Here is a 26,874-nt window from a genome sequence, read left to right on the forward strand (position 1 = left end):
CCGCCACCGACGATTTCTTTCGCTCACGCATCGACCACATGATCGACCTGCGCCACCCGCTGGCCGTGTTGTCTTCGCGCATGCCCTGGCAGGAGATCGAAGCACGGGTGGCCCAGGTGTTCAGCCGCAAAGGCCGCGCCGGTGTGGCCATGCCCGACCTGGACCTCTTCGGTGAACAAGTGCAGCGCGCTGCGGTGTCCAGCAACGCCGGGCGCCCACGTGTGCCACTGCGCACCATGATCTCGCTGCTGTACCTCAAACACGCTTTCAACGAATCCGACGAGGGCGTGGTGGCGCGCTGGGCCGACACACCTCGCTGGCAGTTCTTCTCAGGCTGCGCGTACTACGAAGACCGCCAGCCCTGCGACGCCACCACCCTGGTCAAGTTCCGCCAGTTGCTGGGCGAAGAAGGCGTGGAGGAGCTGCTGGCACAGACCCTCAATGTGGCCGTACAACTCAAGCTGATCCAGCCGCAGGAGCTCACCCGCGTGATCGTGGACAGCACCGTGCAGCACAAGGCCATTGCCCACCCCACCGACAGCCGTTTGCTGGAGACGGCACGCACCAAGCTGGTGGAGGCGGCCAAGGACGCCGGGATCGAACTGAAGCAAACCATCGGAGCTGCCGTTCGGGAGGCACTGGGCCAGACCCTGAGCAAGGCCCAGCGCATCGTTGCCCAGAGCGGCCAACGCAAAGCCACCGATGGACAACCCAAGCTCTACGCTTGGCACGCCCCGGAGGTGGACTGCATCTCCAAAGGCAAGGCCAGGACACCCTACGAGTTTGGCGTGAAGGTGAGTATTGCCAGCACGCTGAAACACAACCTGATCGTGGGTGCCCGCGCGTTCCACGGCAACCCGTATGACGGCCACACATTGAACGAGCAACTGGAGCAGGCGAGCATCCTGATGCAGGACAGCAGAGTCAAGCCATCAACGGCGTTTGTGGACCTGGGCTACCGGGGGGGGGATGCAGACAACCCGGATGTGCACATCGTGCACTGGGGCAAAGCCAAGCGCATCAGCGAGCAAGACAGGAAGCAGCTCAAGCGGCGTCAGGCCATCGAGCCGATCATCGGCCACCTCAAGGCCGATCACCGCATGGACCGCTGTCACTTGAAGGGTGAAACCGGTGACCGGCTGCATGCGGTGCTGTGCGCCGCGGGTTACAACATCCAATGGCTGCTGCGCATGATCGCAAAGAAGGGGGTGAGCTTCTTGCTGCGCCTTTACTTGCGCCTGTGCTCGGCTATGGACGTGTCACTGAACTGGCTCCAGGTGCCGCGCTCCGGGTCGACACCAACTTCACACGCACCATCAACCGCCGTTTGCGCCTGAAATGAATAAATCAGGGGCGACTAAATCAGGGGCGACTCCTTCGCCCAGGAATTTGATGCACGTGCTGCCCACCAGCAAATCCAGAGCCGTGGCGCTGGGTCTGTCGGCAGTGGACATGCGGTGCTTTATTTTGACGACGGCTCAGCGTGCTGCAGTCCGGCACGGGCCATTGCAGGTCCGCCAGACGAAGCAGGCTTTGAACCAGCCCCGAGGTCTGGCGCGGCGCCAAGCCCAGCAGGCATTTGATGCCAGGCAGAACTGGATGGCTGCATCCGAAAACGTCGGATGGCGGCCTCGTTGACCGGTGGGCTGCGCAAACCACTGCATGTCCTTGTTCAGCCAGACGGTCCACGCACCTCTGGCTTTGAGGGCCTTGTTGTACTCGCGCCAGTTCGTGGTTTTGTATTGCCTCTTGACCGGTTTGTTGGATTTTTTGCTATCACTTCAAGAGCACATCAGAGCGCTGTCCACCGATTTGTGCAGCAAAGCCCAACTGCGCCGTGTTTTTGGCCAGCCCCCGATACAATTCAACGAATTTACTATAGACGCCAACCCATCAACAAAGCCAGAATACCCCCGGCAATGTCAGACGTTTGCCCAATCCAATCCAGCATTAATTCGGCACCCTACACCGTCGATATTGTGTCCCCCCAGTTCCCTTGCGGTTCTTCCTGGCTCGCTAATGCGTTGCTGGAAATGCAGGTGTTGCTGCGTCATCTGTGGAGCTTCGAAACAGCAGGCGAATGGGAACATGGTTCAAACGGGGTTTCGCGTTACATCGCCCAGCACTTGCCGTGGGGGCAGACGCTGCCTAGCCTCCGCGTCGGAAAAACTTTTCAGTTCCATCGGGACATTCATCCCCGATTTTCACATCTGTATCCCTGGCAACTCGAGCCCTGCTCCAAGATTGTATTGATGGTGCGTGATCCGCGCGACGCGCTGTACTCGATCTGGCAGTGGCAACAGCACAACGAAAAGTATCCGCCGTCGATTCCATTTACTGAGTATCTTGCTAGCCCCTTTTACGGTGGCCCGATATCGATCGTCGACATGCTGTGGTTGCACTTGCGAAGCTGGCTTTCGCTGCGAACGGATGAGTCACGGCAAGTGTATGTGCTTCGATTCGAAGACTGGAAACGCGATCCGGTCGGCGAGCTCACAGCGGTCACACGGTGGATGGGGCTTGACTGCGGCCAAAGCGTGCTGGCTCGTGCTGCAGCCGCCTCCGACGTGAGCAACCTGCATCGCATCGAAGGAGAGTTAGCGCGCGCGAACCCAAACGCCAGACGGTTCCATCGGTTGGGGCAGCCAGAGGAGTGGCGCATCGCATGGCAAACAGATTGGAGTAAAGCGCTCGGCCGACATTGGCTACCTGTGTACCGAGCGCTAGGCTACCCGCCGCCCTCAAGATTCGGCCCCGTGGTTCCTGCATTTGATTTGAACCGAGTCCTGGCTTGGCGCGATCTCACCGAGCCAGCCCTTGTGCAACAATGGCACCATAAGCTGTCTACCTACATGATTGATGATTAAGAGCGATGGCGTCGCTCCATCTGAATAATTGGTCACAGGCGCGACGTGATCGACATAGATCGAGAAAAAAGATAGAAATCAGAGGACTTTCATTATGACTAAGATTCTTTTTGTTTACCCACCATATTTGGCGCCTTCTCATGTAGAACGCATCCTGGCAGGCACCGAGGAAATTGCGATGGGTGCGCCGCTGGGGCTCATGTACATTTCCGCGTACCTCAAGAAGAGCGGCTTTGCCGGGGAGATTGAGCTGCTGGACTTGATGGACATCGTCTACCGGGATCGCCGCGTGCTGGCTGACGCCGCCTTATTCGAGAACGCCATAACGCAACATCTGGCGGACTTCAAGCCGGACGTGATTGGCATCACCCTGAACTTCTCCGTAAGCTGGAGCTATTTCGTCCAGATTTCCCGTGTGATCAGGGAACATCTGCCAGAAGCCACGATCGTCGTTGGCGGCGGTCATGCAACGTTTGCGTACAAACATGTGCTTCAAGGGGGATTAGCCGACTATGTTGTACGCGGGGAGGGTGAATATGCATTTTCCGACCTGATCAACGCACTAGGTTCTGGTAAGGAGTGCACCATCCCGGGTGTCTTCGATCTGGCCAAATCGAACACACCCGCAAGCGATATCGGTAGGATGTTCAACTTCGAGGACATCGAGATGCCCGATTGGGACTTGGTCGACGCCGAAGGCTATACGCGCGGGAATAATTCTTTTCGATTCCTTGGCTCTCGTGGCGACGTCTTTGCCCAGATCGTCACCGCACGAGGCTGCCCCTATCAGTGCACCTATTGTGCTGCCAGCAATGCCTACGGAAACAAGCTGCGATACAGACCTGTGGATCGTGTTATCGCGGAAATCGAGTGGCTCAGAAACAAGTACGGCGTCACCGGATTCATTCCGGAGGATGACATGTTCATCTCCAAAGCGGAGCGCTCGCTACATTTGCTTAAGGCGCTGGCTGTTGACAACAGGGGAATCAAGATTGCGATCCGAAACGGGCTTGCTGTCAGCGCGCTGAGTGAGGAAGTCGTGGACTTGATGGTTCAAGCCAACGTTACAACTTGCAACGTCGCCATCGATGGCGGGACTCAAGAGATACAAAAGCAGATTGGCAAGAATTGTGATTTGGTCAAGGCCAAGCGCATAACGCGTTACATTCGGGATCGGGGCATCGAAACCTGTGCCTGCATGATCATCGGGCACTACGGGGAGACACGCGAACTCCTGGATGCCGCCATCGAATACATCAAGAGCCTGGAGGCCGACTGGCTCAACCTTCAGGTTTGTGCGCCGCTGCCCGGATCTGAGTTCTACCGTTTGCTTTGCAGAGATGGAATCATCAAAGATACGCCTGATTATTGGAATCACGACTATGAAATCAGGTCGTTCGCGCTCAACGGCATCTCCGGAGAAGAGATATCGCGAATCAGGAAGCGCACCTATTACCACAATAACTACGCCAACAACGTCAATATACGGGAAGGGATGCATCGCCGCGCGCTGAACTACTATGACCGGCGTTGCGAACAGAAAGACAATGACCTGTTCTCCCACCTGTATCAGGCGAAATGTCTCTACGCGATGGGCATGGACGATGAGGCGGCCCTATCCATGAAAAAAGTTGCTGCCATTATGCAGACGGCTGACGGAAAAAAGACCTATCTTGAGAATCTGGAGTTTGTACCTCCCGAACTGGCGTAGGGATGGCAGAGAATTTCGAAGACTCGACATCTATGCAATAAAGCGAATGTGCCGGATCTGGCAATTTTGGGTCACGGATTCAGGATACACTCATCAGGAGTGCTCCAGATAATATGCATGTTCCGCCTTTGGGTTCGGAAGGCAAGATGTCTGGGTTTGTCAGATTATTCACGAATTAAGTTAGATATGCCCCGTAGGGTGGGAGGTCAGATGTATAGGCAGCTGAAGCCCGCTGGATTCGCCCGATCTACATGTTGAATACCATATTTCCTGCGCAGGGTCCATTTGGAAAATCTGCTGGCTTGTACAGGCTGAAGTCACAGCTTTACCTTGCTGAAATTCCTGAATTCTTGGTGGTTTCACTCAAAGAATGGCAAGAGTTTCGGCAGTATTTTCTACACCAATGTCGCGAAAAATTAGGTGGTGGATTGCTAGCCGTTCGTAGCGATGCGGCATCTGAAGACCAAGATTTTTCATCGCAGGCAGGACGTTTCAGAACCCATCTGAATGTAGACATGCAACGATTGGAAACTGCCATTGAAGATGTGTTTCATTCTTTGCCCGGTGTTCCAAACGATCAGGTAATGGTTCAGCGTATGGTTGAGAATGTTGTGATGGCCGGCGTGGCTTCGACCCACCGGATTCATGATGGAGCGCCCTGGTACTGCATTGAAATTTCCGATGGGGACAGCGCTTCAGTGACTGCCGGGCGATCCACCGGACGGCTGCATGCCATCTTGCGCGATGCCGTTGACCAACCCGAGACTCTTCAACAGATCAGAGCCGATGTGCGTCTGGCGCTGGAGCTGTTACGAGAGATCGAAGCGATCCATCTTGGGCAACCGCTTGAAATCGAGTTTGCTCTCGGAGCGTGTGACGTTACAGCGGTCAAGCCATTCGTTTATTTGCTTCAGGTACGTCCCATCGTTCAGTCACAGTGGTGCCACAAGCCAAGACAAATGCCATTGCCCAATATGGATTTTCTATTGGAACCAGACCCTTGCTCGGAGGTCTGTGGCCCTCAAACCGCACTGTCCTTGATGTCCGATTGGAATCCTGCAGAACTGCTGGGGGCGCACCCACGACCGCTCGCGATGTCGCTTTTCCAGCACCTCATTTCAGATGGAGTCTGGTGGCAGTCGCGAGCGGAACTAGGCTACTTGAATGTCCCCAAGACGAATATCTCGCTGTTGCATGTTTGGCTGGGTCGTCCAATGGTCGATGTGCGTCGTAGTGCCAATTCTCTGCTGCCCGCCGATCTTCCAGTCGAGCTCAGCACTCGCCTGGTTCATCATTTCATCGAGATGCTGAAAGCCCGCCCAGAGCTTCACGATAAGGTGGAATTCGAGATTTACAGAACTGCCCGTGATTTTATGTGTCGATCAGATCTATCCGCACAATGGTCTGATGTTCTTGGTGTTAAATCCTGGAACCAATGGGAGGATGCGCTGGGCCACTTGACTATTCGTCTGACTTCCATGGCAGCTGATTCTCCATTTAGACAGCATTGGGAGCACATCTGTCAACTGTCCATAACACCGCCGGATCTGCACAATTGGCGCATGAGGCTAAAGCGAAGCCGACTGGGAAGTCATGCATTCGCGGCCCTCGCGCGTCTTGCCTTCATTGGTGAAGCCCAGCTTCGTTCTGCCATCCAGCGCGGTGCTCTGTCCCCCGACAGGGTGCTCTTGGTAAAAGGGGCGGCACGCCAGCGATTCGCTGGACCTGCTCGGGCGGGACAAGTCGATTGGGATGCGTACCAGCGCCCCAGCTCATTCGATATCAGGCAACTGCCTGTGCCAGCGAGTCACAGTGTGGGACAGTGCAATGTCAAGGCCAAGCATCACTCCTTTGTCCTGAGTCGGGAAGAAAACCGTGCTCTGACACTGCTGTTGCGAGAGACTGAACTGCCCTTAACTGCATCTGAATGGGTTGAGTTCGTACAGGCCACGGCCAGTGCAAGAGAATGGGCAAAGCATGTCTTCACTGCCGATCTGTCTGTTGCTTTGGAGTTGATCGCCGCTGAATTTCAAGGCATTGGTCTCGATCGCGAGGCTGCTTCCTGGCTCAGGCTAGACCAGTTGGTGGCAAGCCCGGCGGATCCGCAGCAACGCAGACTACTGTGGAATGACTGGGCGCAAGAGGCACAAACTCTCCACGCCAGCGAGGCCATGCAGGTGGTGAGCCCGGTGTTATGGCATCCTGCCCAACGTCACGTGGTAGACAGTTTCAACACCTTGCCAAACTTTGTAGGCTGGCAAATGGCAAAGGGGCATTTGGTGATCGAACCTCAGGCAGATCACCCCGCGACTGAGCTTAGGCACGCTATTGTCTTGTTGCGTCAGGCTGATCCAGGCTTTGATTGGTTGTTCAACCATCAGATCGCTGGATTGATCACCGTCTGGGGGGGGGCCAACTCCCACATGGCAATCCGTTGTGCCGAGAGGGGACTGGCTGCTGCCATCGGTTGTGGAGAGCATGTGCTGGTCAGGGCACACAAGGCCCGTCAAGCCACCATCGATCCTGCGGGGGGCGGCTTGTGGTTGAACTGAAACAGGTATCGGCAGCACGTTGGCGTGTCGCGGTGACCCAGCGGCGTCTGCCAAGCTGTGCGACAAGCGTTGCACGCGATGCCTTGGATGCCGAGTGGTCTGACTGGTTCTGCGAGAACGCCGCATGGGCACAGTTCGTCCCGTTGCCCAACTTTTCCGATCCGGACCGAGCCTTCCGCTGGATGGCCGACTGGGGGATCAACGCCCTGCTCTTGACCGGTGGTGAGGACGTGGGCAGTTCCCCTGTCAGGGACGCGCTGGAACAGACCTTGTTGCAGCATGCCCGCAGACAGCGGTGGCCGGTCTTGGGCGTTTGCCGTGGCATGCAGATGCTGCACAAAGAATCAGGCGGAGAACTTGTTCCCGTCGATGGGCACGTCGGACAAGTGCATGGCTTGCAGACTTCACTTCAGGATAAGGTTGTGAACTCCTGGCATCGCTGGGGTATTCGTGAGGTCGCCGAGGGCTGGCAGGCCATCGCGGTGGCCCCCGATGGCAGCGCGGAAGCCATGGGCCATCGGCATCTGCCCTGGTTGGGCCTGATGTGGCACCCAGAGCGCCCGCAGGGGGGGGCTGAATTGACCCGATCATGGCTGGGGCAGATTTTCCCAGTCGCTGATTTCTGAGGATTTTGACACTATGACATCGACATATGCCCTTGAATGGGATTACACAGACTTGGCAGAGACCTACGATCTGCGGGCCGACTATTCCTCTGAATTGATCCGGCGCACACTGTCTCGGATCGGATGTCATGGGGGCACTCCGTCTCTCGAGGTGGGTGCTGGCACGGGCAAACTCACCACCTTGTTGTGTGATCATGGCCTGGATTTAACGGCACTCGAACCCAACGAACGCATGCGCGCGGTCGCTTTCTCAAAAGGCCTGGATCGTCGTGCTCGCTGGCTTGCCGCTCGAGGAGAAGCGTTGCCGGTCACAAGCCAGAGTTGTGAGTTGGTCGCGTTCGGGTCATCTTTCAATGTGTTGCCCGCTCAGCGGGCACTCGCCGAGTGCGCTCGGGTTCTCAAGCCGGGCGGTCATTGGCTTGCCATCTGGAACCACCGTGATCTGGACGACCCACTGCAGTGCGAGGTGGAGGCACTTATCAGGGCGCATTTGCCGGGCTATGAGCTGGGACGCCGTCGGCATTCGCCAGAGCCTGATCTTCTGGCACATGGCTGCTGGCACGACATCTGTGCCGACGAAGAACGGTTTGTGGTTGAGGTCAGCACGCTGGCGTGGATGGAGGCATGGCAGTCCCACGCGACGTTGCGGCGGCAGGCTGGCACCAAGCTGGCTGAAATCCTGACTGGCATTGAACAGCTGCTGGGTTCGAATCAGGTGTTGGCGGTGCCCTACATCAGTCGCCTCTGGACGGCGCGCATATGAGTTCATCCAAGGTTCGCCAGGCCGTTGTACTGGCAGCAGGCCGTGGAAGCCGCATGGGGGAGCAGACGGACTCACTTCCCAAGTGCCTGATCCCACTTGCAGGTCAACCTCTGCTAGGTTGGACTCTGCGCTCGCTGCAAGCGAACGGTATTGAGCGTGTGCTGATCGTGACTGGTTGGCAGTCCGAGTGCTTGACAGATTGGTCACCACATCTGCGTTTTAACCCCCGATGGCATGAGGCCAACATGGTTTGCAGCCTTCAACTGGCTGCAGATTGGTTGGAGCGTGCCCCCACCCTGGTGGTCTATGGCGACGGTGCCTATGGCACCGATGCGATCCACAGTGCCCTGACAGGTACTCAGGCCGACCTGACCGTGCCGGTCGATACCCAATGGCTGGCGTTGTGGCGGCGGCGCTTTGCGGACCCACTGGATGATGCTGAAGTGCTGCAATCCCGGGAGGGATATCTCACCCGTATCGGATTTCGCGCCACCTCGCTGGATGACATACAGGGCCAGTACATGGGGCTGTTGAGAACGTCGCCGACAGGATGGCGATGGATAAGCACCTTGCTCGCCAGTTTGGCCGCCAATCATGGCGAATCCATGGTGGATCGCCTGGACATGACCAGTTTGCTGCAACACCTCATCGAGGTGGGCCGGAAGATCGCCTGTGTGGAGGTTTCCGGCGGCTGGGTTGAGATTGACTCGCCGCAGGATGTTGCCGTGATCGAGGCCGCTTTGTCTGAATCCGGGTTCAGCCATGACTTCAGAATTTGAAGCACCGGGCCCGCAGGTGGCCCCCATCTTGTGGATCACGGGACTGTCGGGCGTCGGCAAATCGACACTGGCCCATGCTGTTGCCGACGTCCTGAGGGAAGAGGGCCTACGCCCACTGGTATTGGACGGGGATGAGATGCGTCAACTGCTTGAGGCACCAGAAGATCAGTCGTCCCATCGTCCGGAGCAACGGCTGCACCGGGCGTGGCGCATGGCCCGGATGGCGCGATGGGCTGCACTTCAAGGTATACCTGTCATCGTGGCCACCATTTCCTTGCGTCACGAGGTGCAGGCGTGGAGTCGAGCTGGTCCCACCCCCTATGCCGAGGTCTTTTTGCAGGCGGATCTTGATTTGCTGCGACAGCGCAAACCCTCTCTGTATGGGCACTCTGGCGGCCCTCCCGCCTTGCATGTGGTGGGTATCGATGTCGCTGCAGAATACCCCAGACAGGCGGAATTGATCCTGCAGCAAGACTTCGTCGACGGCTCTTTGTCCTTGCTCCTGGCGCAGACCCTGGGGTTGTGGAAGACCCTGTTCAAACAGTCAATGGAGCGGGGATGACGGCCCACCCGTGCTTCAACCTGAACATCGTGTCGCCACAGTTCCCTTGTGGCGCGGCGTGGTTGGCCAATGCCTTGATCGAGTTGGGTGTTCCCTTGTGGGAGCTATGGGGTTTTGATACCCGATCTGAATGGGAGCGCCAAGGCGATGGCAAATACCGCTATGTAGCGGGTTACGGCCCGTGGCAGCAGACCCTGGCCAGCCTCCAAACAGGACGGCTACACGAGTTCGATCTGGCACTGCAGCCCCGGTTTAGCCATGGCTTTCCCTGGCAATGCGATCTGACCCAGCGCACGATTTTCGTCGTGCGCGACCCCCGTGACGCCCTGTACTCTGAGTGGCAGCGGCAATTGCGCAACAGCCAGATTGCCAAGGCGACGCCATTTGAGGTCTTCCTGAAAATGCCATTTTTCGGGGGGCCCATTTCCCACATCGACATGCTCTGGCTGCATCTGCGCAGTTGGCTGGTCTGGAGGGATGAGAGTCCGTCGAGTTTCAAACGGCTGCGCTTCGAAGACTGGAAATCCGAACCAAAAAAGCAACTGACCGAAGCCTGCCAATGGATGGGACTCCGTCCGGACCCGGCTGCGGTCAGCCAAGCTGCTGCTGCCTCCGAGGTGGATCACCTGCAGAAGGTCGAGGAGCGTTTGTTACTCAGTGATCCGTCGGCCCGCCAATTCAATCGACGTGGACAGATGTACGAGTGGCGCAGTGCCTGGAAGATTGAATGGTTCAACGCCTTCGGCGCACATTGGTGCGCTCTGTTCGATGCGCTGGACTATGAGCCCAACCCTGTCGCCGGGCAATGGCCCCTGTGTTTTGATCTGGACGAGGTCCTTGTCTGGCGCAGACTGGACTCCGTGACGGAGCGCAGACTTTTGGCCCACCGCTTGTTCTCCAGTTCGGTGCATAGCAACACATACCCGGCTCCATCATGAACCCCCACGCTTTTCCGCCGACTTCGCCAGCGGCTGCTGTCCAAATGATCTGGCGTCATCGCCATCTTCTGCTTCAACTGACTTGGCGAGAGATCCGTCAACGGTACCGCGCCTCGGCCCTTGGGGTGTTGTGGTCCTTGCTGACGCCTCTGTTCATGCTGGGCGTCTACACATTGGTCTTTTCCGGGGTCTTCAACGCCCGCTGGGGCGGGCGTACGGACACCCAAGGCTTGTTTGCGATCGTGCTCTTTGTGGGCATCAGTCTGCATGGGCTGATGGCGGAGATCACCACCCGTGCCCCCGGCCTGATCGCGGAGCACACCAGTTACGTCAAGAAAGTTATGTTTCCATTGGAGGTGCTTCCTATCGTGCCTTTGCTTGCCGGCCTGTTCCAGTGTCTTTTGAACTTGTGTGTGCTCGTCGCCGCCTTGTTGCTCTTGGGCGGAGATCTGTCTTGGCATGTGCTGCAACTTCCCGTGGTCCTGGCACCGTTCGTGCTTTTGCTTCTCGGTCTTGCGTGGCTTCTGTCGGCCATGGGGGTGTTTCTGCGCGACCTCTCATCCATCTCGGCACTCGCCAGTACCGGACTCATGTTTCTGGCCCCGGTGTTCTATTCGATGGATGCAGCCCCCGCGTACCTGCAACCGTGGCTGCAACTCAATCCGTTGACGTTTGTAATTGAACAGGCCCGCCGATGCCTGATCTGGGCCCAGCCGCTACAGTGGGAAGGACTGGCGACCTACACCGTGATCGCTGGCTTGGTCGCTTGGCTTGGATTTTTCTTCTTTCAGAAGACCCGCAAAGGATTTGCCGATGTCCTCTGAATCAATTGTGATTCGCGCGGTCGACCTGGGTAAGCGTTATCAGATTTATGCGCGGCCAGTGGATCGGCTCTGGCAATTTGGTATCGATCAGTGGAATGCCTTGACCAAACGGCAACTGGCACCTCGCTACCGTTCGTTTACAGCCCTTCAAGGACTCAGTCTCACAGTGCGAAGAGGGGAGACTGTTGGCATCATCGGCCGCAACGGATCAGGAAAGTCGACCCTGCTGCAGTTGCTGTGCGGAACCCTCAGCCCGTCCGAAGGGGTTGTCGAAGCCCATGGGCGTGTGGCCGCATTGCTGGAGTTGGGCTCTGGCTTCAATCCGGAGTTTTCAGGCCGTGAAAACGTGTTGCTCTACGCCAGCGTTCTGGGGCTCAGTCGCGAGCAGACCCTAACCCGCTTCGCCGACATCGTTGCGTTCGCTGACATTGGGGATTTTCTGGATCAACCGGTCAAAACCTATTCGAGTGGCATGGCTGTGCGTCTGGCCTTTGCCGTCATTGCACATGTGGATGCAGACATTCTTGTCGTGGATGAGGCGCTGGCAGTGGGCGATGCTTTCTTTACGCAGAAATGCATGCGCTTTTTGCGCAGCTTCATGCAACGGGGTACTGTACTAATGGTCAGTCACGACACGGAAGCCATTAAGGCCTTGTGCAACCGAGTGGTCTGGCTAGAGAAAGGGCGTGTGATCCAGGATGGCCCCACTAAAGACGTCTGCCAAGACTATCTTGACGATTTGCTGTCGAGTCAGGCTGAAATGACACGACTTGCTGAATCAGCAAGCCAATCGTCCACAGATGAACAGCGACTCTATATGCCTGCGCCGCTGCCTCCTGCCGTACAAGGGGTTGACCCGGGCAGCAGGGTGTACTTCTCGCCCATGCCCTTGCGGGACACCGGCGCTGGATTGGGGGGGGCAACCGTGCGCCGCGTGGGCTTTCAAGACTACCATGGCATCGAAGTGCATGGAGTATCCGCGGGTGAGTCCGTGTCACTCGTTATTGAGGTGGGAGTTGACAGGTGCATTGTCAGTCCCTTGATCGGCTTCATGGTCAAAGACCGGACTGGTCAGGCCTTGTTTGGCGAGAACACGCGCATGGTTCAATTCTCGGAGACCAATGCCCTGAAGGCTGGCGATTGTGTGCGTGTCGCTTTTTCTTTTGATATGCCTCATCTGCAGAGCGGTGACTACAGCACGGTTATCGCCGTGGCCGAAGGTTCGCAGGCTCAGCATGTTCACCTTCAATGGATTCATGATGCCCTGCACCTGCGTTCTGAAAACGGGCTCACAGTAAACGGACTGGTTGGCATTCCCATGCGCGGTATCGACGTTCGGGTCTCGCGTGTGGGCACCGAACTCTGAGAGCCTGTTCACGATTCGATCGGCGTCAACACGGTCGGTGTCAACAGCTCACCCGCCCATGAGCTTTCGCACCAGGTCGGCGGTGGTGCTGGCCTGGTACTTGCGCATCAGCTTGGCGCGGTAGATCTCCACCGTGCGGTGGCTCAAGCCCAGCTGTTTGGCAATGCCTTTGGCGGTCAGCCCGTCGGTCACCAGGGCGGCCACCTCGCGTTCACGCGGCGTCAGTTCGGCCTTGACGGGGCGCTGGGCACTCAGGTCCTCAAAGGTCCAGATGCCCGCCTCGTGCGGGTCGTGGCGGTTGAGGGCCCGGCCCGTCACATGGCACCAGAAGGTTTCGCCCTTGAAGCGACCGTCCACCCGGCGCATCACCCGGTCGTCGCTGTACAGGCCTTGCGCGTTGAGGATGGGGGTGATGCGTTGGCCGGTGCGTTCGTACTCGTCCACGCTGGGGTAGAGGATCAGGAAACTCTGGCCCACCAGTTGGTCGCGGCTGGCGCCGAACATCTCGCACACCGCCTGGTTGCAGTCCACCATGGTGCGGTGGCGCGAGAGCACCATGCCCACCGGGGCCAGGTCGAAGGCCAGGCGGTAGTCGATGGGCTCGGGCTGTGCGGTGGCGGCGCGTGTGGGGGGCGTGGGGCTGGCCGTGGGCATGCGGGTTGACCTCTACGACAAACTACGTAATCGGATACGTAGTATCGTGCGGCGTTCCGATGTTCGGTGTTTTCCCCTCATTCAGGAGTTGCGTGTGAACAAGATTTATCCCAATGCCGCGGCTGCGCTGGAAGGCGTGGTGCGCGATGGCCAGATGCTGGCGGTGGGCGGTTTCGGTCTGTGTGGCATTCCCGAAGCCCTGATCGACGCGCTGCGCGACAGCGGCGTGAAGGACCTGACGGTCATTTCCAACAACGCGGGAGTGGACGGTTTCGGCCTGGGCAAGCTGCTGGAAACCCGCCAGATCAAGAAAATGATTTCCTCCTACGTGGGCGAGAACAAGGAGTTCGAGCGCCAGTTCCTGGCCGGTGAGCTGGAGCTGGAATTCACGCCCCAGGGCACGCTGGCCGAGAAGCTGCGCGCCGGTGGTGCGGGCATCCCGGCCTTTTTCACCAAGACCGGCGTGGGCACCCTGGTGGCCGAGGGCAAGGAGCTGCGCGAGTTCGACGGCGAAACCTATGTGATGGAGCGCGCCCTGGTGCCCGAGGTGGCCCTGGTCAAGGCCGACGTGGCCGACATGTCCGGCAACCTGCGCTTCAACAAGACGGCGCGCAACTTCAACCCGGCGGCGGCCATGGCGGGCAAGGTCTGCATCGTGGAGGTGGAGCGCATCGTGCCCACGGGACAAATCGCCCCCGACGACGTGCACCTGCCCGGCATCTACGTGCACCGCATCGTGCACAACCCCACGCCCGAGAAGCGCATTGAAAAGCGCACCACCCGCGACCGCAAAGTTTGATTGAGGAGCTCAACATGCCCTGGACCCAAGACCAGATGGCGGCCCGTGCCGCCCAGGAACTGCAAGACGGCTTCTACGTGAACCTGGGGATTGGCATCCCCACGCTGGTGGCCAACCACGTGCCCGACCACATCGAGGTCTGGCTGCAAAGCGAAAACGGGATGCTGGGCATCGGCCCCTTCCCCTACGAGGACGAGGTGGACGCTGACCTGATCAACGCCGGCAAACAGACCGTGACCACCATCAAGGGCAGCAGCATCTTTGGCAGCCACGAGAGCTTTGCCATGATCCGCGGCGGCAAGATCAACCTGTCCATCCTGGGGGCCATGCAGGTCACCGCCCAGGGCGACCTGGCCAACTGGATGATCCCCGGCAAGATGGTCAAGGGCATGGGCGGTGCCATGGACCTGGTGGCCGGCGTCAAGCGCGTCATCGTCCTGATGGAGCACGTCGCCAAGAAGAAGGACGGCACCATCGACCTCAAGATCCTGCCCGAATGCACCCTGCCGCTGACCGGCAAGGGGGTGGTGGACCGCATCATCACCGACCTGGGTGTGATGGACGTGACGCCCGAGGGCCTGAAGCTGGTGGAACTGGCCGACGGCGTGACCCGCGAGGACATCCAGTCCAAGACGGGTGTGCCGCTGCTCTGAGCCCGATCAGAGTTCGTCCACCCGGCGCATGGGGTAGCTGTCCCATGACTGGCAGCCGGGGCATTGCCAGAAATGGCGGCTGGTCTCGAACCCGCAGGCGGCGCAGCGGTAGCGCCGCAGCGGGGCACTGGCCCGGGCGAGGGCCTGGCTGACCGGCTTGGGCAAAGGCGTGGCTGAATGCTCGCCATGCACGTGCTGCAGCCAGCCCTGCGCGGCCACCAGCGAGGGCTCGCGTTGCAAGTGGGCCAGGTACAGCTGGTCTTTGGGGGTGTCGCCCTCGTTTGCGGTCAGGCTGGCCAGGGCTTCCAGCACGTCCAGGCTGGGCTCGGCCTCCAGTGCGGCGCGCAAGCGCGTTTTGATGTCGCCTTCGCGGGCGGTGAGCCGCGCCCAGTCGGCCAGGCGTTGGGCCACCAGCGGCAGGGTGTTGGGCACCTGGTTCACCAGGGACAACACCAAGTCCAGGGCATCGCCCACACGGCCTTGGCGTTCCAGCCAGGTGGCCTTGTCCAGGTGGGCCCGGGCACTCAGCGGGGACAGCGACAAGGCCTGGTCCAGGTGCTGGCCCATGCCGGTCAGGTCGTCAGCGGGCCGCTCGGCGGCCATTTCGCACAGGTAGTGCGCCATGCGGTCGCGGAAATCCAATCGCCCATCGGCTTGCAGGGCCTGGGCAATCTCCAGGGCCTTGGGCCATTCGCTGGTGCGCTCGTACAGGCTCAGCAGACTGATCAGGGCGTCTTCGCGGTGACTGGTTTGCGCCAGCTGCTTCAGGCTGGCCTCTGCCCGGTCCAGGATGCCGGCGCGGGTGAACACCTGGGCCAGCGCATGCAAGGCCCGCTCGTGGTCCACCTTGGGCAGGTCGGCCCGCTGCATCAGGTGGTCGTAGACCCGCACCGCGCGGTCGTAATCCCCCCGGTTGCGAAACAGGTTACCCAGGGCAAAGTGGAGCTCGGTGGCCTCGGGGTCTTGCTGCACGGCCTGGATGAAGGCGTCGATGGCCTCGTCTTCCTGGGCGTTGAGCAGGTGGTTCAGCCCCTTAAAGAACGGCTTGGGCGTGTGGCGGTTCTCTTTTCGCCATTGGCGCAGGTCCAGGCGAGAGGCCAGCCAGCCCAGCGCAAAGGCCACGGGCAGGGCCAGCAGGGCCCAGGTGAAGTCAAATTCCATGGGAAAGGGAGCCGGTCAAAGAGGGGGCAAGTCCGGTGTGGGCGTCGCGGCAGGGGGCTGGGCCGCCCGTTTGCGGGCTGTCAACCACACCGGCACCATGACCAGCATGCCGGCCAGCAGCCCCAACACAAAGGTGGTCAGCACCACCAGAACCAGCGGAGCCTGCCACTGGTTGCCGAAAAAGAAGTGCAAGGTCACGGCCCCCTGGTTGTTGAGGGCAAACGCAAACAGCACAAAGAAGATGACTGCCTTGAGCAGCCACGCCAAGTATTTCAAGGGGTACTCCGGTCCACCGCTTCGCGCAAGGCTTTGCCGGGCTTGAAGTGGGGCACCCGCTTTTCGGGCACGGCCACCTGTTCACCCGAACGTGGGTTGCGGCCCAGGCGGGGGGGGCGTCGGCTGACCGAGAAGCTGCCAAACCCCCTGAGTTCAATGCGGTGACCGCGCACCAGGGCTTCGGTCATGGCATCCAGGATGGCCTTGACTGCAATGTCGGCATCCCGTTGTGTGAGTTGGCCGAATCGTTCGGCCAGGGCTTCCACCAAATCGCTGCGTGTCATGGGGTGTATCGTCCCACAAAAACAAAGCCCGCCGGGCTTCTGTGCGAACACAGAAAGGGCCGACGGGCTGAAAAGGCTCGGGGAAAAAGACCCCTGACGGCCCAAACGATCAGTTGTTGCTGTCGAGCTTGGCGCGCAGCAGGGCACCCAGGCTGGTGGTGCCAGCGTTGGCGCTGGACGCCTGCTGGTTCAGGCTGGCCATGGCTTCTTGCTGGTCGGCGGCGTCCTTGGCCTTGATGGACAACTGGATGTTGCGGGTCTTGCGATCCACGTTGACCACCACGGCGGTGACTTCGTCGCCTTCCTTCAGCACGTTGCGGGCGTCTTCAACGCGGTCGCGGCTGATTTCAGAAGCGCGCAGGTAGCCCAGGATGTCTTCGCCCAGGTCGATTTCAGCGCCCTTGGCATCCACGGTCTTGACCTTGCCGGTCACCACAGCGCCCTTGTCGTTGATCGACACGAAGGTGGTGAAGGGGTCGGCGTCCAGCTGCTTGATGCCCAGGCTGATGCGTTCGCGGTCCACGTCCACGGCCAGCACCAGGGCTTCGACTTCCTGGCCCTTCTTGTAGTTGCGAACGGCGGCTTCGCCGGTTTCGTTCCAGGACAGGTCGGACAGGTGCACCAGGCCGTCGATGCCGGCAGCCAGACCCACGAACACGCCGAAGTCGGTGATGGACTTGATGGGGCCCTTCACGCGGTCGCCGCGCTTGGTGTTCTGTGCGAACTCTTGCCAGGGGTTGGCACGGCACTGCTTCATGCCCAGGGAGATGCGGCGCTTGTCTTCGTCGATCTCGAGGACCATGACTTCGACTTCGTCACCCAGCGACACCAGCTTGTTGGGGGCCACGTTCTTGTTGGTCCAGTCCATTTCGGACACGTGCACCAGACCTTCGATGCCGGGTTCCAGTTCCACAAACGCGCCGTAGTCGGCGATGTTGGTGATCTTGCCGAACATGCGGGTGCCTTGGGGGTAGCGGCGAGCCACGCCCATCCAGGGGTCGTCGCCCATCTGCTTCAGACCCAGGGAAACGCGGTGCTTCTCGGTGTCGAACTTCAGAACCTTGGCGGTGATTTCCTGACCAGCGGCCACCACCTCGGAGGGGTGACGCACACGGCGCCATGCCATGTCGGTGATGTGCAGCAGGCCGTCGATGCCGCCCAGGTCCACGAACGCACCGTATTCGGTGATGTTCTTGACCACGCCGGTCACGATGGAGCCTTCGCGCAGGGTTTCCATCAGCTTGGCGCGCTCTTCGCCCATGGAGGCTTCCACCACGGCGCGGCGGCTCAGCACCACGTTGTTGCGCTTGCGGTCGAGCTTGATGACCTTGAATTCCAGGGTCTTGTTCTCGTAGGGGGTCAGGTCCTTGGTGGGACGGGTGTCTACCAGGGAGCCGGGCAGGAAGGCGCGGATGCCGTTGACCAGCACGGTCAGGCCGCCCTTGACCTTGCCAGAGGTGGTGCCGGTGACGAATTCGCCGGATTCCAGGGCCTTTTCCAGGCTCATCCAAGAGGCCAGGCGCTTGGCCTTGTCGCGCGACAGCAGGGTGTCGCCGAAGCCGTTTTCGACGGAGTCGATGGCCACGGACACGAAGTCACCGACTTGCACTTCCAGTTCGCCCTGGTCGTTCTTGAACTCTTCCAGGGGCACATAGGCCTCGGACTTGAGTCCGGCGTTGACCACCACGTGGTTGTGGTCGATGCGGACCACTTCAGCGGTGATGACTTCGCCGGAGCGCATTTCGGCGCGCTTCAGGGATTCTTCAAACAGGGCGGCAAAAGATTCAGACATTGAGTTTCCTTGGCTGCGTTGCGGTCAGGGTGAAGCCGGGATGTCCCGGAAAAATCAGACCGCAGGGTTGGCAGCTGGGTGCGACCAGAGGGCCGCGGGGGGTTGCAGTTGATGAAACCAGCCCTGACTGCGCGTGCTTTGAAAACGCGGCGGGTCCGGCTGGGCCCAGGGGGCCGTGGGGTTCAGTAGGCTGTACCGAACGGCTGTTTGCCCTGCCACCAGTCCAACACCTGCGCCACCGATTCCTCGATGGTTTGCGCGGAGTTGTCCAGCAACCGGGCGTCTTCGGCAGGCTTGAGCGGGGCATGTTGGCGGGTTTGGTCCTGCCGATCACGCTGCTCCAGCGCTTGCAAAAGGTCTTGGAGTATAGCTTTTTGGCCCCGCTCCAGCAATTGCTGATGGCGGCGCTGGGCGCGCTGGCTGGCGCTGGCGGTCAGGTAGACCTTGAGGTGGGCGTCGGCAAACACCACGGTGCCCATGTCGCGCCCGTCGGCCACCAGGCCGGGCAGGCGGCGGAAATCGCGTTGCAGTTGCAGCAGCGCGTCGCGCACGCCGGGCAGGGCCGACACGCGCGAGGCCGCCATGCCCGCCCATTCACTGCGCACGGTGTCGGTCACATCTTGCTCGCCCAGCCAGATGCGCTGGCCGGCAAAACGAACGTCCATCTGGCGGGCCAGCGTGGCCAAGGCCTCGGCGTGACTGGCCTCGGCCAAATCCGTGGGCTCGGTGGACAGCCCGGCCTGCTGGGCGGCAATGCCCACCAGCCGGTACAGCGCACCGGAGTCCAGCACGTGATAGCCCAGGCGTTGCGCCACCTCGTGGGCCAGCGTGCCCTTGCCGGAGGCGGTGGGACCGTCGATGCACAGGACGGGGATGTTCGCCGCCGCGGTGTGGGTCACGCTGAACAGCGCCTCGAAATAGTCGGGGAAGGTTTTGGCCACGCACTTGGGGTCTTCAATCCGCACGGGCACGCCCGCCGGGTTGAAGGCCGCCAGCGAGAAGCACATGGCCACCCGGTGGTCGTCGTAGGTGTGGATGCTGGCCGCACGCCAGTCGGCGGGCGTGGCGGGCGGGGTGACGGTGATGAAGTCAGGGCCTTCTTCCACTGTGGCCCCCAGCTTGCGCAACTCGCAGGCCATGGCGGCGATGCGGTCGGTTTCCTTGACGCGCCAACTGGCGATGTTGGTCAGCCGCGTGGTGCCTTGAGCGTACAGCGCCATGACGGCCAGGGTCATGGCGGCGTCGGGGATGTGGTTGCAGTCCAGGGTGACGGCCTTCAGCGGCCAGGCGCCCCGTTCCACCTGCAGCCAGTTGGGGCCGCTGGTGATGTGGGCCCCCATCTGGGCGGCGGCTTCGGCAAAACGGATGTCGCCCTGGATGGAGTCGGCCCCCACGCCTTGGATTCTGATGCCTTTTTGGCCTCCTGCGCTTTCAGATAAAGCGCCAAGAGCTATGAAATAGCTAGCAGACGAGGCATCGCCTTCCACGTGGATGCTGCCCGGCGAGCGGTAGGCGCTGCCGGCCGGGATGGTGAAACGGCGCCAATCCTCGCGCACCACCTGCACGCCAAAACGCGCCAGCAGCTTGAGGGTGATGTCGATGTAGGGCTTGGAGATCAGCTCGCCCACCACGTCGATGTGGATGGCACGTTCGGTGGCCACCAGCGGCAGGGCCAGCAGCAGCGCGGTCAGGAACTGGCTGGACACGTCACCGCGCACGCGGATGGGGTGGTCCAGCGCCAGCGTGGCGGCTTGCCCGTGGCCAATGCGCAGCGGTGGGTAGCCCGGTTGGCCGGTGTGTTCCACCGGGCAACCCAGGCCCCGCAGGGCGTCGGCCAGATCGCCAATGGGACGCTCGTGCATGCGGGGGATGCCCCGCAACATGAATTCTCCGCCGTGCACCGAGGCCAGCAGGGCCAGCGCCGCGGTGAGTGGGCGCATGGCCGTGCCCGCGTTGCCCAGGAACAGGTCGGCCTGCTTCACGGGCAGGCGACCGCCCAGGCCCTGGATGGTCCAGGGCTGGCCTGGGCGGCCTTCCACCGCGCAGCCCAGGTCACGCAGGGCGGCCAGCATCACGCGGGTGTCGTCAGAGTCGAGCAGGTCGTGGACGGTGGTGGTGCCTTCGCACAACGCGGCCAACAGCAGCACCCGGTTGGAAATGCTCTTGGAGCCGGGCAGGGTGACGGTGCCTCCGGCAGAGGTCAGCGGAGGGAGGTCGAGGAATGCGGTGGCGTACATGCGGCAGGGGGCGTGGGGCGGCGTCAGTGTTTGGCGGGATGCCAGTGGGAGCGCGCCAGGCGGGCTTGGTCGATCAGGGCGGTGAGGGCCTCGGGCGAGCCCTGCTGGATGGCGTCTTCCAGCGCCTGCAAGGCTTGCCGGAAATGGCGGGCCTGGTTCAGCAGTTCGTCACGGTTGGTGCTGAAGATGTCGCGCCAGACCTGGGGGTCGCTGGCGGCAATGCGGGAGAAGTCACGAAAGCCCGGTCCGGCCAGCTCCAGGTAGTCGGCCCCATGGGGCTGCTGGGTGATGCCGTTCATGTAGGCAAAGGCCAGCAGGTGGGGCAGGTGGCTGACGGCGGCGTAGGCGGCGTCGTGGGCGTCGGGTGACATCATGCGCACATGGCAGCCCAGGGCCTTCCAGACCTTTTCGGCCTTTTGCAGCTGGACCGTCAGGGTGCGTTCGATGGGCGTCAGGATGACCTGCTTGCCGTGGTACAGGTGGGCGTCGGCATGTTCCACGCCCGCCATTTCCTTGCCAGCGATGGGGTGTGCCGGGACAAAGCCGCCCAGGTTCTGCCCCAGCACACGACGGGCGGCATCCACCACGTCGCGTTTGGTGGAGCCCACGTCCATCAGCAGCATGTGCGGCTTGATGAGGTGGCGGATGGCCTTGAAAGTGGGCTCGGTGGCGGCCACGGGCACGGCCAGCAGCACCAGGTCGGCCCCGGAAACCGCCTGCAGGGCCGAGGGGGCTTCGACGTCGATGATGCCCATCTGCCGGGCTTTTTCGGTGGTGGAGGGCGACTTGCTGTAGCCCACCACGCGCTTGACCAGCCCCGCCCTTTTGAGCGCCAGCGCAAACGAACCGCCCATCAGGCCGCAGCCGATCAGGCCCAACTGTTCAAACATGGTGTGGGGTGCTCCGCAGCGGGTCAGTCGGTGGTGGGGTAGGAGCCCAGCACCTTGTAGAAAGCGCACAGGCTCTTGAGCTCATTCAACGCCGCGGCCACGTGGGGTTGGCTGATGTGGCCCTGGATGTCGATGTAGAAGTAGTACTCCCACTGGCCCGACTTGGCGGGGCGCGACTCAAAGCGTGTCATGGACACCCCGTTGTTCTTCAGCGGCACCAGCAGGTCGTGCACGGCACCGGGGCGGTTGGGCACCGACACCACCAGGCTGGTGCAGTCCTTGCTCGACACCGGGGGCGTGGCCAGCGTCTGCGGCAGGCAGATCACGGCAAAGCGGGTGCGGTTGTAGGCCTCGTCCTGGATGGCGTGGGCCACGATGTGCAGCCCGAATTGGGCCGCCGCGCGCTCGCTGGCCAGGCCTGCCCACGTGGGGTTGGCGGCAGCCAGGCGGGCACCCTCGGCATTGCTGGCCACGGCACGGCGCTCGGCGTTGGGCAGGTGCTGGGTGAGCCAGCCTTGGCACTGGGCCAGGGCCTGCGGATGGGCCAGCACCACCTCGATGCCGTCCAGGCTGTTGGTCTGGCGCAGCAGGTTGTGGCGCACCAGCAGGCTGACCTCGCCCACCACATGCACGGGCGAGCGCAAAAACAGGTCCAGCGAACGGGCCACCACCCCTTCGGTGGAGTTTTCCATGCCCACCACGCCGTACTGGGCCGTGCCTGCGGCGGTGGCGTGGAACACCTCGTCGAAGTTGGCGCAGTAGATCAGGTTGGCCGCGCTGCCAAAGTACTCGATGGCCGCCTGTTCGCAGAACGTGCCCTGCGGACCCAGCACGGCCACGCGTTGCGGCGCTTCCAGGGCCAGGCAGGCCGACATGATTTCGCGCCAGATGGCCCCCACATGCTGGTTGAGCAGCGGGCCCTGGTTGGCGTTTTCAATCTTCTGGATGACCTGGGCCACCCGGTCGGGGCGGAAGAAGGGCGTGCCCTCGCGGCGCTTGACCTCGCCCACCTTCTCAGCCACCTTGGCGCGCTGGTTGAGCAGGGAAAGCAACTGCTGGTCGATGCTGTCGATTTGTTGGCGCAGGTCGGCCAGGTTGGTGTCGGGGTTCATGGTGTCAGGCCTGGTGCTGCTCGAAATGGCGCAGGTAGTCCACCAGCGCAGCCACCCCTTCGAGGGGCATGGCGTTGTAGATGCTGGCGCGCATGCCACCCACCGACTTGTGGCCCTTGATCTGCAACAGCCCACGGGCCTTGGCCCCGGCCAGGAAGGCGGCGTTGCGCGGGTGTTCGGCATCCAGCAGCGGCTGACCGTCGTCACCTTTCAGGAAGAAGGGCACGTTCATGCGCGAGCGGCAGGCCGGGTCCACCCGGTTGGTGTACAGGCTGGAGCGGTCGATGGCGTCGTACAGCAGCTGTGCCTTGGCGATGGCCTGGGCCTCCATGGCGGCCACGCCGCCCTGGGCCTTGATCCACTGGAACACCAGCCCGGCCATGTAGATGCCGTAGGTGGGCGGGGTGTTGAACATGGACTGGTTGGCCGCTACGGTCTTGTAGTTGAAGGCGCTGGGGCAGATGTCCAGCGCCAGGTCCAGCAGGTCGTCACGCACGAACACCAGGGTCACGCCCGCAGGGCCCAGGTTCTTCTGGGCGCCAGCGAAGGCCAGGCCGATGCGGCTCCAGTCCATGCTGCGCGAGGCGATGTGGCTGGAGCAGTCCACCACCAGCGGGGCGTTGCTGCCCAGGGCCTGGAGGTCGGGCAGCTCCTGGAATTCCACGCCGTGGATGGTTTCGTTGCTGCACAGGTGCACGTAACGGGCGTTGGCCGACAGCTGCCAGCCGGACGCCGCTGGAATGCTCAGGTGGCCTTGGGCCTCGTTGCTGGCGGCCACGTTCACCTGGCCGTAGCGGCGGGCTTCCTTGGCCGACTTCTGGCTCCAGCTGCCGGTGACGACGAAGTCCACGGTGGCCTGCGGGTTCAGCGGGCCTGGGCCCAGCAGGTTCATGGGGACGATGGCGTTTTCGCCCAGCCCGCCGCCTTGCATGAACAGCACATGGAACTCGTCCGGCACGGCCAGCAGTTCACGCAGGGTGTCGTGCGCGTCCTGGGCAATGGACATGAATTCCTTGCCCCGGTGGCTCATTTCCATGACGCCCATGCCGCAGCCGTGCCAGTCCAGCATTTCGGCGGCGGCCTGTGCCAGCACTGACTCGGGCATGGCCGCAGGCCCGGCCGAAAAGTTGTAGGGGCGCTGGAGTGTCAAATTGGGCATCAAATGGGCCTTTAACGCTTTTTCTGTATGGCTTTTCAGCTGCGAATTCAGGAGTTTTCGGAGGTGTCAGATGCGCCCTCGGCACTGTCCGCGCCTGGCTCGCCGTCGGCCCCGGCTTCGGGGGCGGCATCGCTGTTGGCGTCGTTTTCGACGATGCGTTGCAGCCCGCTGAGCTTGGCCCCCTCGTCCAGCGCAATCAGCGTCACGCCTTGGGTGGCCCGGCCCAGTTCACGGATTTCGCCCACCCGGGTGCGCACCAGCACACCGGTGTCGGTGATGAGCATGATTTCGTCGTCGGCGTGCACCAGTGTGGCGGCCACCACCTTGCCGTTGCGCTCGCTCTGCTGGATGGCGATCATGCCCTTGGTGCCCCGGCCATGGCGGGTGTATTCGCCAATGGGGGTGCGCTTGCCATAGCCGTTTTCGGTGGCGGTCAGCACGCTTTGCTGCTCGTCCTCGGCCACCAGCATGGCGATCACGCTCTGGCCGTCGTCCAGCATCATGCCGCGCACGCCGCGGGCGTTGCGGCCCAGCGGGCGCACGTCGTTTTCGTCAAAGCGCACGGCCTTGCCGCCGTCGGAGAACAGCATCACGTCGTGCTGGCCGTCCGTCAGCGCCGCGCCAATCAGGTAGTCGCCCTCGTCCAGGTTGACGGCGATGATGCCGGCCTTGCGGGGGTTGGAGAATTCGTCCAGCGCCGTCTTCTTGACGGTGCCCATGCTGGTGCCCATGAACACGTAGTGGTCGGACGGGAACTTGCGCATTTCACCGGTGAGCGGCAACACCACGGTGATTTTTTCGCCTTCCAGCAGCGGGAACATGTTGACGATGGGCCGCCCACGCGAGCCACGTGAGCCGGCGGGCACTTCCCACACCTTGAGCCAGTACAGGCGGCCCCGGTTGCTGAAGCACAGGATGTAGTCGTGCGTGTTGGCGATGAAGAGCTGGTCGATCCAGTCGTCTTCCTTGGTGGCGGTGGCCTGCTTGCCGCGGCCACCGCGCTTCTGGGCGCGGTATTCGCTCAGCGGCTGGCTCTTGATGTAGCCGCTGTGGCTGAGCGTCACCACCATGTCGGTGGGGGTGATCAGGTCTTCGGTGGAGAGGTCTTGCGCGCTGTGCTCGATTTCGCTGCGGCGTGCGCCCAGTTTGGTCTGGCCGAACTCCTGTTTCACCGCCACCAGTTCGTCGCCGATGATGGTGGAGACACGCTCGGGTTTGGCCAGGATGTCGAGCAGGTCGTCGATCTCGGCCATCACGTCCTTGTATTCGCCGACGATCTTGTCCTGCTCCAGCCCGGTCAGGCGCTGCAGGCGCATCTGCAAGATTTCCTGGGCCTGGGTTTCGCTCAGGCGGTACAGGCCATCGGCCTGCATGCCGAATTCGCGTTCCAGCCCTTCGGGACGGTAGTCGTCGGCGTTGACCACGCCGCCATCGGCCTTGGCGCGGGTGAGCATCTCGCGCACCAGCTTGCTGTCCCAGCTGCGGGTCATCAGCTCGGCCTTGGCCACCGGGGGCGTGGGCGATTCACGGATGATGCGGATGAACTCGTCGATGTTGGCCAGCGCCACGGCCAGACCTTCCAGCACATGGCCGCGGTCGCGGGCCTTGCGCAGGTTGAACACCGTGCGCCGGGTCACCACTTCGCGGCGGTGCTCCAGGAACACCTGCACCAGGTCCTTCAGGTTGCACAAGCGGGGCTGGCCATCGATCAGCGCCACCATGTTGATGCCGAAGGTGTCCTGCAGCTGCGTCTGCTTGTACAGGTTGTTCAGCACCACCTCGGGCACTTCGCCGCGCTTGAGTTCGATCACTAGGCGCATGCCCGACTTGTCGGACTCGTCCTGGATGTGGCTGATGCCCTCGATCTTCTTCTCGTGCACCAGCTCGGCCATGCGCTCCTGCAGGGTCTTCTTGTTGACCTGGTAGGGCAGCTCGTCGACGATGATGGCCTGACGCTGGCCCTTGTCGATGTCCTCGAAGTGGCAGCGCGCCCGCATCACCACCCGGCCACGGCCCGTGCGGTAGCCGTCCTTCACGCCATTGATGCCGTAGATGATGCCGGCGGTGGGGAAGTCGGGGGCCGGGATGATCTCCATCAGGTCGTCGATGGTGGCGTCCGGGTGCTTGAGCAGGTGCAGGCAGGCGTCCACCACCTCGTTCAGGTTGTGCGGGGGAATGTTGGTGGCCATGCCCACCGCAATGCCGCCGGATCCGTTGACCAGCAGGTTGGGCAGCCGGGTGGGCAGCACCAGAGGTTCTTTTTCGCTGCCGTCGTAGTTGGGTCCGAAATCGACGGTTTCCTTGTCGATGTCGGCCAGCATCTCGTGGGCGATTTTCGACATGCGGATTTCGGTGTACCGCATGGCCGCGGCGTTGTCGCCGTCCACCGAGCCGAAGTTGCCCTGACCGTCCACCAGCATGTGGCGCAGCGAGAAGTCCTGCGCCATGCGCACGATGGTGTCGTACACCGCCGTGTCGCCGTGGGGGTGGTACTTACCGATCACGTCACCCACGATGCGGGCCGACTTCTTGTAGGGGCGGTTCCAGTCGTTGTTGAGCTCGTGCATCGCGTAGAGCACGCGGCGGTGGACGGGCTTCAGGCCATCACGCGCATCGGGCAGGGCACGTCCCACGATCACGCTCATGGCGTAATCGAGGTAGGAGCGGCGCATCTCCTCTTCGAGGCTGATGGGCAGGGTTTCTTTGGCGAACTGGGTCATGGGGGACGTCCCGGGTTGGGTCAACCGACCATTTTAGTCGGCGACTTTGGGGCTCCAGGCCCATGGGGGCTGCCAAACTTGGCTGAGGCTGTCAAACCACGGGTTGTTGCTTGGTGGCAACATGTTTGCGGACTGTGTTGCAGCTGTGT

General features: G+C 61.5%; 23 protein-coding genes and 1 pseudogene. 13 read left to right on the plus strand and 11 right to left on the minus strand.

The features are described 5' to 3' along the window. The first annotated feature begins 38 nt into the window (after positions 1-38). Positions 39-1,337, plus strand: a complete 1,299-nt coding sequence (locus tag ACYVB7_RS02215; protein WP_460505113.1) for a transposase — start codon at positions 39-41, stop codon at positions 1,335-1,337. Positions 1,338-1,373: 36 nt separating this feature from the next. On the opposite strand, the pseudogene ACYVB7_RS02220 reads toward ACYVB7_RS02215, so the two are convergent. After that, positions 1,374-1,751 (minus strand): annotated as a pseudogene (locus ACYVB7_RS02220) (transposase); the annotation flags it as partial. 168 nt (positions 1,752-1,919) lie between these two features. On the opposite strand from ACYVB7_RS02220, the gene ACYVB7_RS02225 reads away from it, so the two are divergent. From ACYVB7_RS02225 to ACYVB7_RS02270, 10 genes are all read left to right on the plus strand, one after another. Then, positions 1,920-2,867 (plus strand): sulfotransferase domain-containing protein, encoded by a 948-nt coding sequence (locus ACYVB7_RS02225; RefSeq protein WP_460504918.1) that lies wholly within the window; start codon positions 1,920-1,922, stop codon positions 2,865-2,867. A gap of 94 nt (positions 2,868-2,961) precedes the next feature. Further along, the gene (locus tag ACYVB7_RS02230) at positions 2,962-4,578 is read left to right on the plus strand and encodes a B12-binding domain-containing radical SAM protein (RefSeq protein ID WP_460504919.1); all 1,617 of its coding nucleotides are present in this window, start codon (positions 2,962-2,964) and stop codon (positions 4,576-4,578) included. 302 nt (positions 4,579-4,880) lie between these two features. After that, positions 4,881-7,130, plus strand: coding sequence for a PEP-utilizing enzyme (locus ACYVB7_RS02235; protein WP_460504920.1), 2,250 nt, complete (start codon positions 4,881-4,883; stop codon positions 7,128-7,130). Then, complete coding sequence (locus ACYVB7_RS02240) at positions 7,118-7,756, plus strand: gamma-glutamyl-gamma-aminobutyrate hydrolase family protein (protein WP_460504921.1); 639 nt, start codon at positions 7,118-7,120, stop codon at positions 7,754-7,756. The genes ACYVB7_RS02235 and ACYVB7_RS02240 overlap by 13 nt, the downstream gene beginning before the upstream one ends. A gap of 52 nt (positions 7,757-7,808) precedes the next feature. Beyond that, positions 7,809-8,519, plus strand: coding sequence for a class I SAM-dependent methyltransferase (locus tag ACYVB7_RS02245; RefSeq protein WP_460504922.1), 711 nt, complete (start codon positions 7,809-7,811; stop codon positions 8,517-8,519). Beyond that, positions 8,516-9,298, plus strand: coding sequence for a phosphocholine cytidylyltransferase family protein (locus ACYVB7_RS02250; protein ID WP_460504923.1), 783 nt, complete (start codon positions 8,516-8,518; stop codon positions 9,296-9,298). The genes ACYVB7_RS02245 and ACYVB7_RS02250 overlap by 4 nt, the downstream gene beginning before the upstream one ends. Further along, positions 9,282-9,860, plus strand: a complete 579-nt coding sequence (locus ACYVB7_RS02255) for a nucleoside/nucleotide kinase family protein (protein ID WP_460504924.1) — start codon at positions 9,282-9,284, stop codon at positions 9,858-9,860. The genes ACYVB7_RS02250 and ACYVB7_RS02255 overlap by 17 nt, the downstream gene beginning before the upstream one ends. Further along, a complete protein-coding gene (locus ACYVB7_RS02260; protein WP_460504925.1) occupies positions 9,857-10,798 on the plus strand; it encodes a sulfotransferase family protein in 942 nt (313 codons plus the stop codon). The genes ACYVB7_RS02255 and ACYVB7_RS02260 overlap by 4 nt, the downstream gene beginning before the upstream one ends. A 44-nt stretch (positions 10,799-10,842) precedes the next feature. Further along, positions 10,843-11,622 (plus strand): ABC transporter permease, encoded by a 780-nt coding sequence (locus ACYVB7_RS02265; protein ID WP_460505114.1) that lies wholly within the window; start codon positions 10,843-10,845, stop codon positions 11,620-11,622. Further along, positions 11,612-12,988, plus strand: coding sequence for an ABC transporter ATP-binding protein (locus ACYVB7_RS02270; RefSeq protein WP_460504926.1), 1,377 nt, complete (start codon positions 11,612-11,614; stop codon positions 12,986-12,988). Before ACYVB7_RS02265 ends, ACYVB7_RS02270 begins: the two co-directional genes overlap by 11 nt. A 48-nt stretch (positions 12,989-13,036) precedes the next feature. Here the strand turns inward: ACYVB7_RS02270 and ACYVB7_RS02275 are convergent, their stop codons facing one another. Next, positions 13,037-13,642 (minus strand): LuxR C-terminal-related transcriptional regulator, encoded by a 606-nt coding sequence (locus ACYVB7_RS02275; RefSeq protein ID WP_460504927.1) that lies wholly within the window; start codon positions 13,640-13,642, stop codon positions 13,037-13,039. Positions 13,643-13,736: 94 nt separating this feature from the next. On the opposite strand from ACYVB7_RS02275, the gene ACYVB7_RS02280 reads away from it, so the two are divergent. Then, positions 13,737-14,441, plus strand: a complete 705-nt coding sequence (locus tag ACYVB7_RS02280; RefSeq protein ID WP_460504928.1) for a CoA transferase subunit A — start codon at positions 13,737-13,739, stop codon at positions 14,439-14,441. Between the two features lie 14 nt (positions 14,442-14,455). Continuing rightward, positions 14,456-15,094: a CoA transferase subunit B gene (locus ACYVB7_RS02285; RefSeq protein WP_460504929.1), complete on the plus strand. Its 639-nt coding sequence runs from the start codon at positions 14,456-14,458 to the stop codon at positions 15,092-15,094. A gap of 6 nt (positions 15,095-15,100) precedes the next feature. Here ACYVB7_RS02285 and ACYVB7_RS02290 read toward each other — a convergent pair whose 3' ends face one another. The 9 genes from ACYVB7_RS02290 to gyrA all read right to left on the minus strand — a co-directional run bounded on the left by ACYVB7_RS02290 (position 15,101) and on the right by gyrA (position 26,725). After that, positions 15,101-16,255, minus strand: coding sequence for a tetratricopeptide repeat protein (locus ACYVB7_RS02290; protein WP_460504930.1), 1,155 nt, complete (start codon positions 16,253-16,255; stop codon positions 15,101-15,103). A 15-nt stretch (positions 16,256-16,270) separates the two neighbouring features. Beyond that, on the minus strand, positions 16,271-16,531 hold the full coding sequence (locus ACYVB7_RS02295) for a LapA family protein (RefSeq protein ID WP_460504931.1): 261 nt from the start codon (positions 16,529-16,531) through the stop codon (positions 16,271-16,273). Next, on the minus strand, positions 16,528-16,815 hold the full coding sequence (locus ACYVB7_RS02300) for an HU family DNA-binding protein (protein WP_460504932.1): 288 nt from the start codon (positions 16,813-16,815) through the stop codon (positions 16,528-16,530). The genes ACYVB7_RS02295 and ACYVB7_RS02300 overlap by 4 nt, the downstream gene beginning before the upstream one ends. A gap of 109 nt (positions 16,816-16,924) precedes the next feature. Beyond that, positions 16,925-18,607, minus strand: a complete 1,683-nt coding sequence (rpsA, locus tag ACYVB7_RS02305; RefSeq protein ID WP_460504933.1) for a 30S ribosomal protein S1 — start codon at positions 18,605-18,607, stop codon at positions 16,925-16,927. Positions 18,608-18,789: 182 nt separating this feature from the next. Next, positions 18,790-20,844, minus strand: a complete 2,055-nt coding sequence (locus ACYVB7_RS02310) for a bifunctional 3-phosphoshikimate 1-carboxyvinyltransferase/cytidylate kinase (protein ID WP_460504934.1) — start codon at positions 20,842-20,844, stop codon at positions 18,790-18,792. Positions 20,845-20,867: 23 nt separating this feature from the next. Next, positions 20,868-21,734, minus strand: a complete 867-nt coding sequence (locus ACYVB7_RS02315; RefSeq protein WP_460504935.1) for a prephenate dehydrogenase — start codon at positions 21,732-21,734, stop codon at positions 20,868-20,870. A gap of 23 nt (positions 21,735-21,757) precedes the next feature. Beyond that, positions 21,758-22,846: a bifunctional chorismate mutase/prephenate dehydratase gene (pheA, locus tag ACYVB7_RS02320; RefSeq protein ID WP_460504936.1), complete on the minus strand. Its 1,089-nt coding sequence runs from the start codon at positions 22,844-22,846 to the stop codon at positions 21,758-21,760. A 4-nt stretch (positions 22,847-22,850) separates the two neighbouring features. Next, a complete protein-coding gene (gene serC, locus ACYVB7_RS02325; RefSeq protein WP_460504937.1) occupies positions 22,851-24,005 on the minus strand; it encodes a 3-phosphoserine/phosphohydroxythreonine transaminase in 1,155 nt (384 codons plus the stop codon). Positions 24,006-24,052: 47 nt separating this feature from the next. Continuing rightward, entirely contained in the window at positions 24,053-26,725 is a 2,673-nt protein-coding gene (gyrA, locus tag ACYVB7_RS02330; RefSeq protein WP_460504938.1) for a DNA gyrase subunit A, read from the minus strand. Positions 26,726-26,874: the final 149 nt, after the last annotated feature.

The sequence above is a fragment of the Hydrogenophaga soli genome, assembly GCF_054777695.1.

Excerpts from the sequence above, each read along its gene's own strand:
- ACYVB7_RS02260 (WP_460504925.1), top strand. The coding sequence starts at position 9,857 with ATGACGGCCCACCCGTGCTTCAACCTGAACATCGTGTCGCCACAGTTC.
- ACYVB7_RS02285 (WP_460504929.1), top strand. The coding sequence starts at position 14,456 with ATGCCCTGGACCCAAGACCAGATGGCGGCCCGTGCCGCCCAGGAACTG.
- ACYVB7_RS02265 (WP_460505114.1), top strand. The coding sequence starts at position 10,843 with ATGATCTGGCGTCATCGCCATCTTCTGCTTCAACTGACTTGGCGAGAG.
- ACYVB7_RS02275 (WP_460504927.1), bottom strand. The coding sequence starts at position 13,642 with ATGCCCACGGCCAGCCCCACGCCCCCCACACGCGCCGCCACCGCACAG.
- ACYVB7_RS02300 (WP_460504932.1), bottom strand. The coding sequence starts at position 16,815 with ATGACACGCAGCGATTTGGTGGAAGCCCTGGCCGAACGATTCGGCCAA.
- ACYVB7_RS02315 (WP_460504935.1), bottom strand. The coding sequence starts at position 21,734 with ATGTTTGAACAGTTGGGCCTGATCGGCTGCGGCCTGATGGGCGGTTCG.
- ACYVB7_RS02250 (WP_460504923.1), top strand. The coding sequence starts at position 8,516 with ATGAGTTCATCCAAGGTTCGCCAGGCCGTTGTACTGGCAGCAGGCCGT.
- serC (WP_460504937.1), bottom strand. The coding sequence starts at position 24,005 with ATGCCCAATTTGACACTCCAGCGCCCCTACAACTTTTCGGCCGGGCCT.
- pheA (WP_460504936.1), bottom strand. The coding sequence starts at position 22,846 with ATGAACCCCGACACCAACCTGGCCGACCTGCGCCAACAAATCGACAGC.
- ACYVB7_RS02255 (WP_460504924.1), top strand. The coding sequence starts at position 9,282 with ATGACTTCAGAATTTGAAGCACCGGGCCCGCAGGTGGCCCCCATCTTG.
- ACYVB7_RS02290 (WP_460504930.1), bottom strand. The coding sequence starts at position 16,255 with ATGGAATTTGACTTCACCTGGGCCCTGCTGGCCCTGCCCGTGGCCTTT.
- rpsA (WP_460504933.1), bottom strand. The coding sequence starts at position 18,607 with ATGTCTGAATCTTTTGCCGCCCTGTTTGAAGAATCCCTGAAGCGCGCC.
- ACYVB7_RS02270 (WP_460504926.1), top strand. The coding sequence starts at position 11,612 with ATGTCCTCTGAATCAATTGTGATTCGCGCGGTCGACCTGGGTAAGCGT.
- ACYVB7_RS02225 (WP_460504918.1), top strand. The coding sequence starts at position 1,920 with ATGTCAGACGTTTGCCCAATCCAATCCAGCATTAATTCGGCACCCTAC.
- ACYVB7_RS02215 (WP_460505113.1), top strand. The coding sequence starts at position 39 with ATGATCGACCTGCGCCACCCGCTGGCCGTGTTGTCTTCGCGCATGCCC.
- ACYVB7_RS02230 (WP_460504919.1), top strand. The coding sequence starts at position 2,962 with ATGACTAAGATTCTTTTTGTTTACCCACCATATTTGGCGCCTTCTCAT.
- gyrA (WP_460504938.1), bottom strand. The coding sequence starts at position 26,725 with ATGACCCAGTTCGCCAAAGAAACCCTGCCCATCAGCCTCGAAGAGGAG.
- ACYVB7_RS02310 (WP_460504934.1), bottom strand. The coding sequence starts at position 20,844 with ATGTACGCCACCGCATTCCTCGACCTCCCTCCGCTGACCTCTGCCGGA.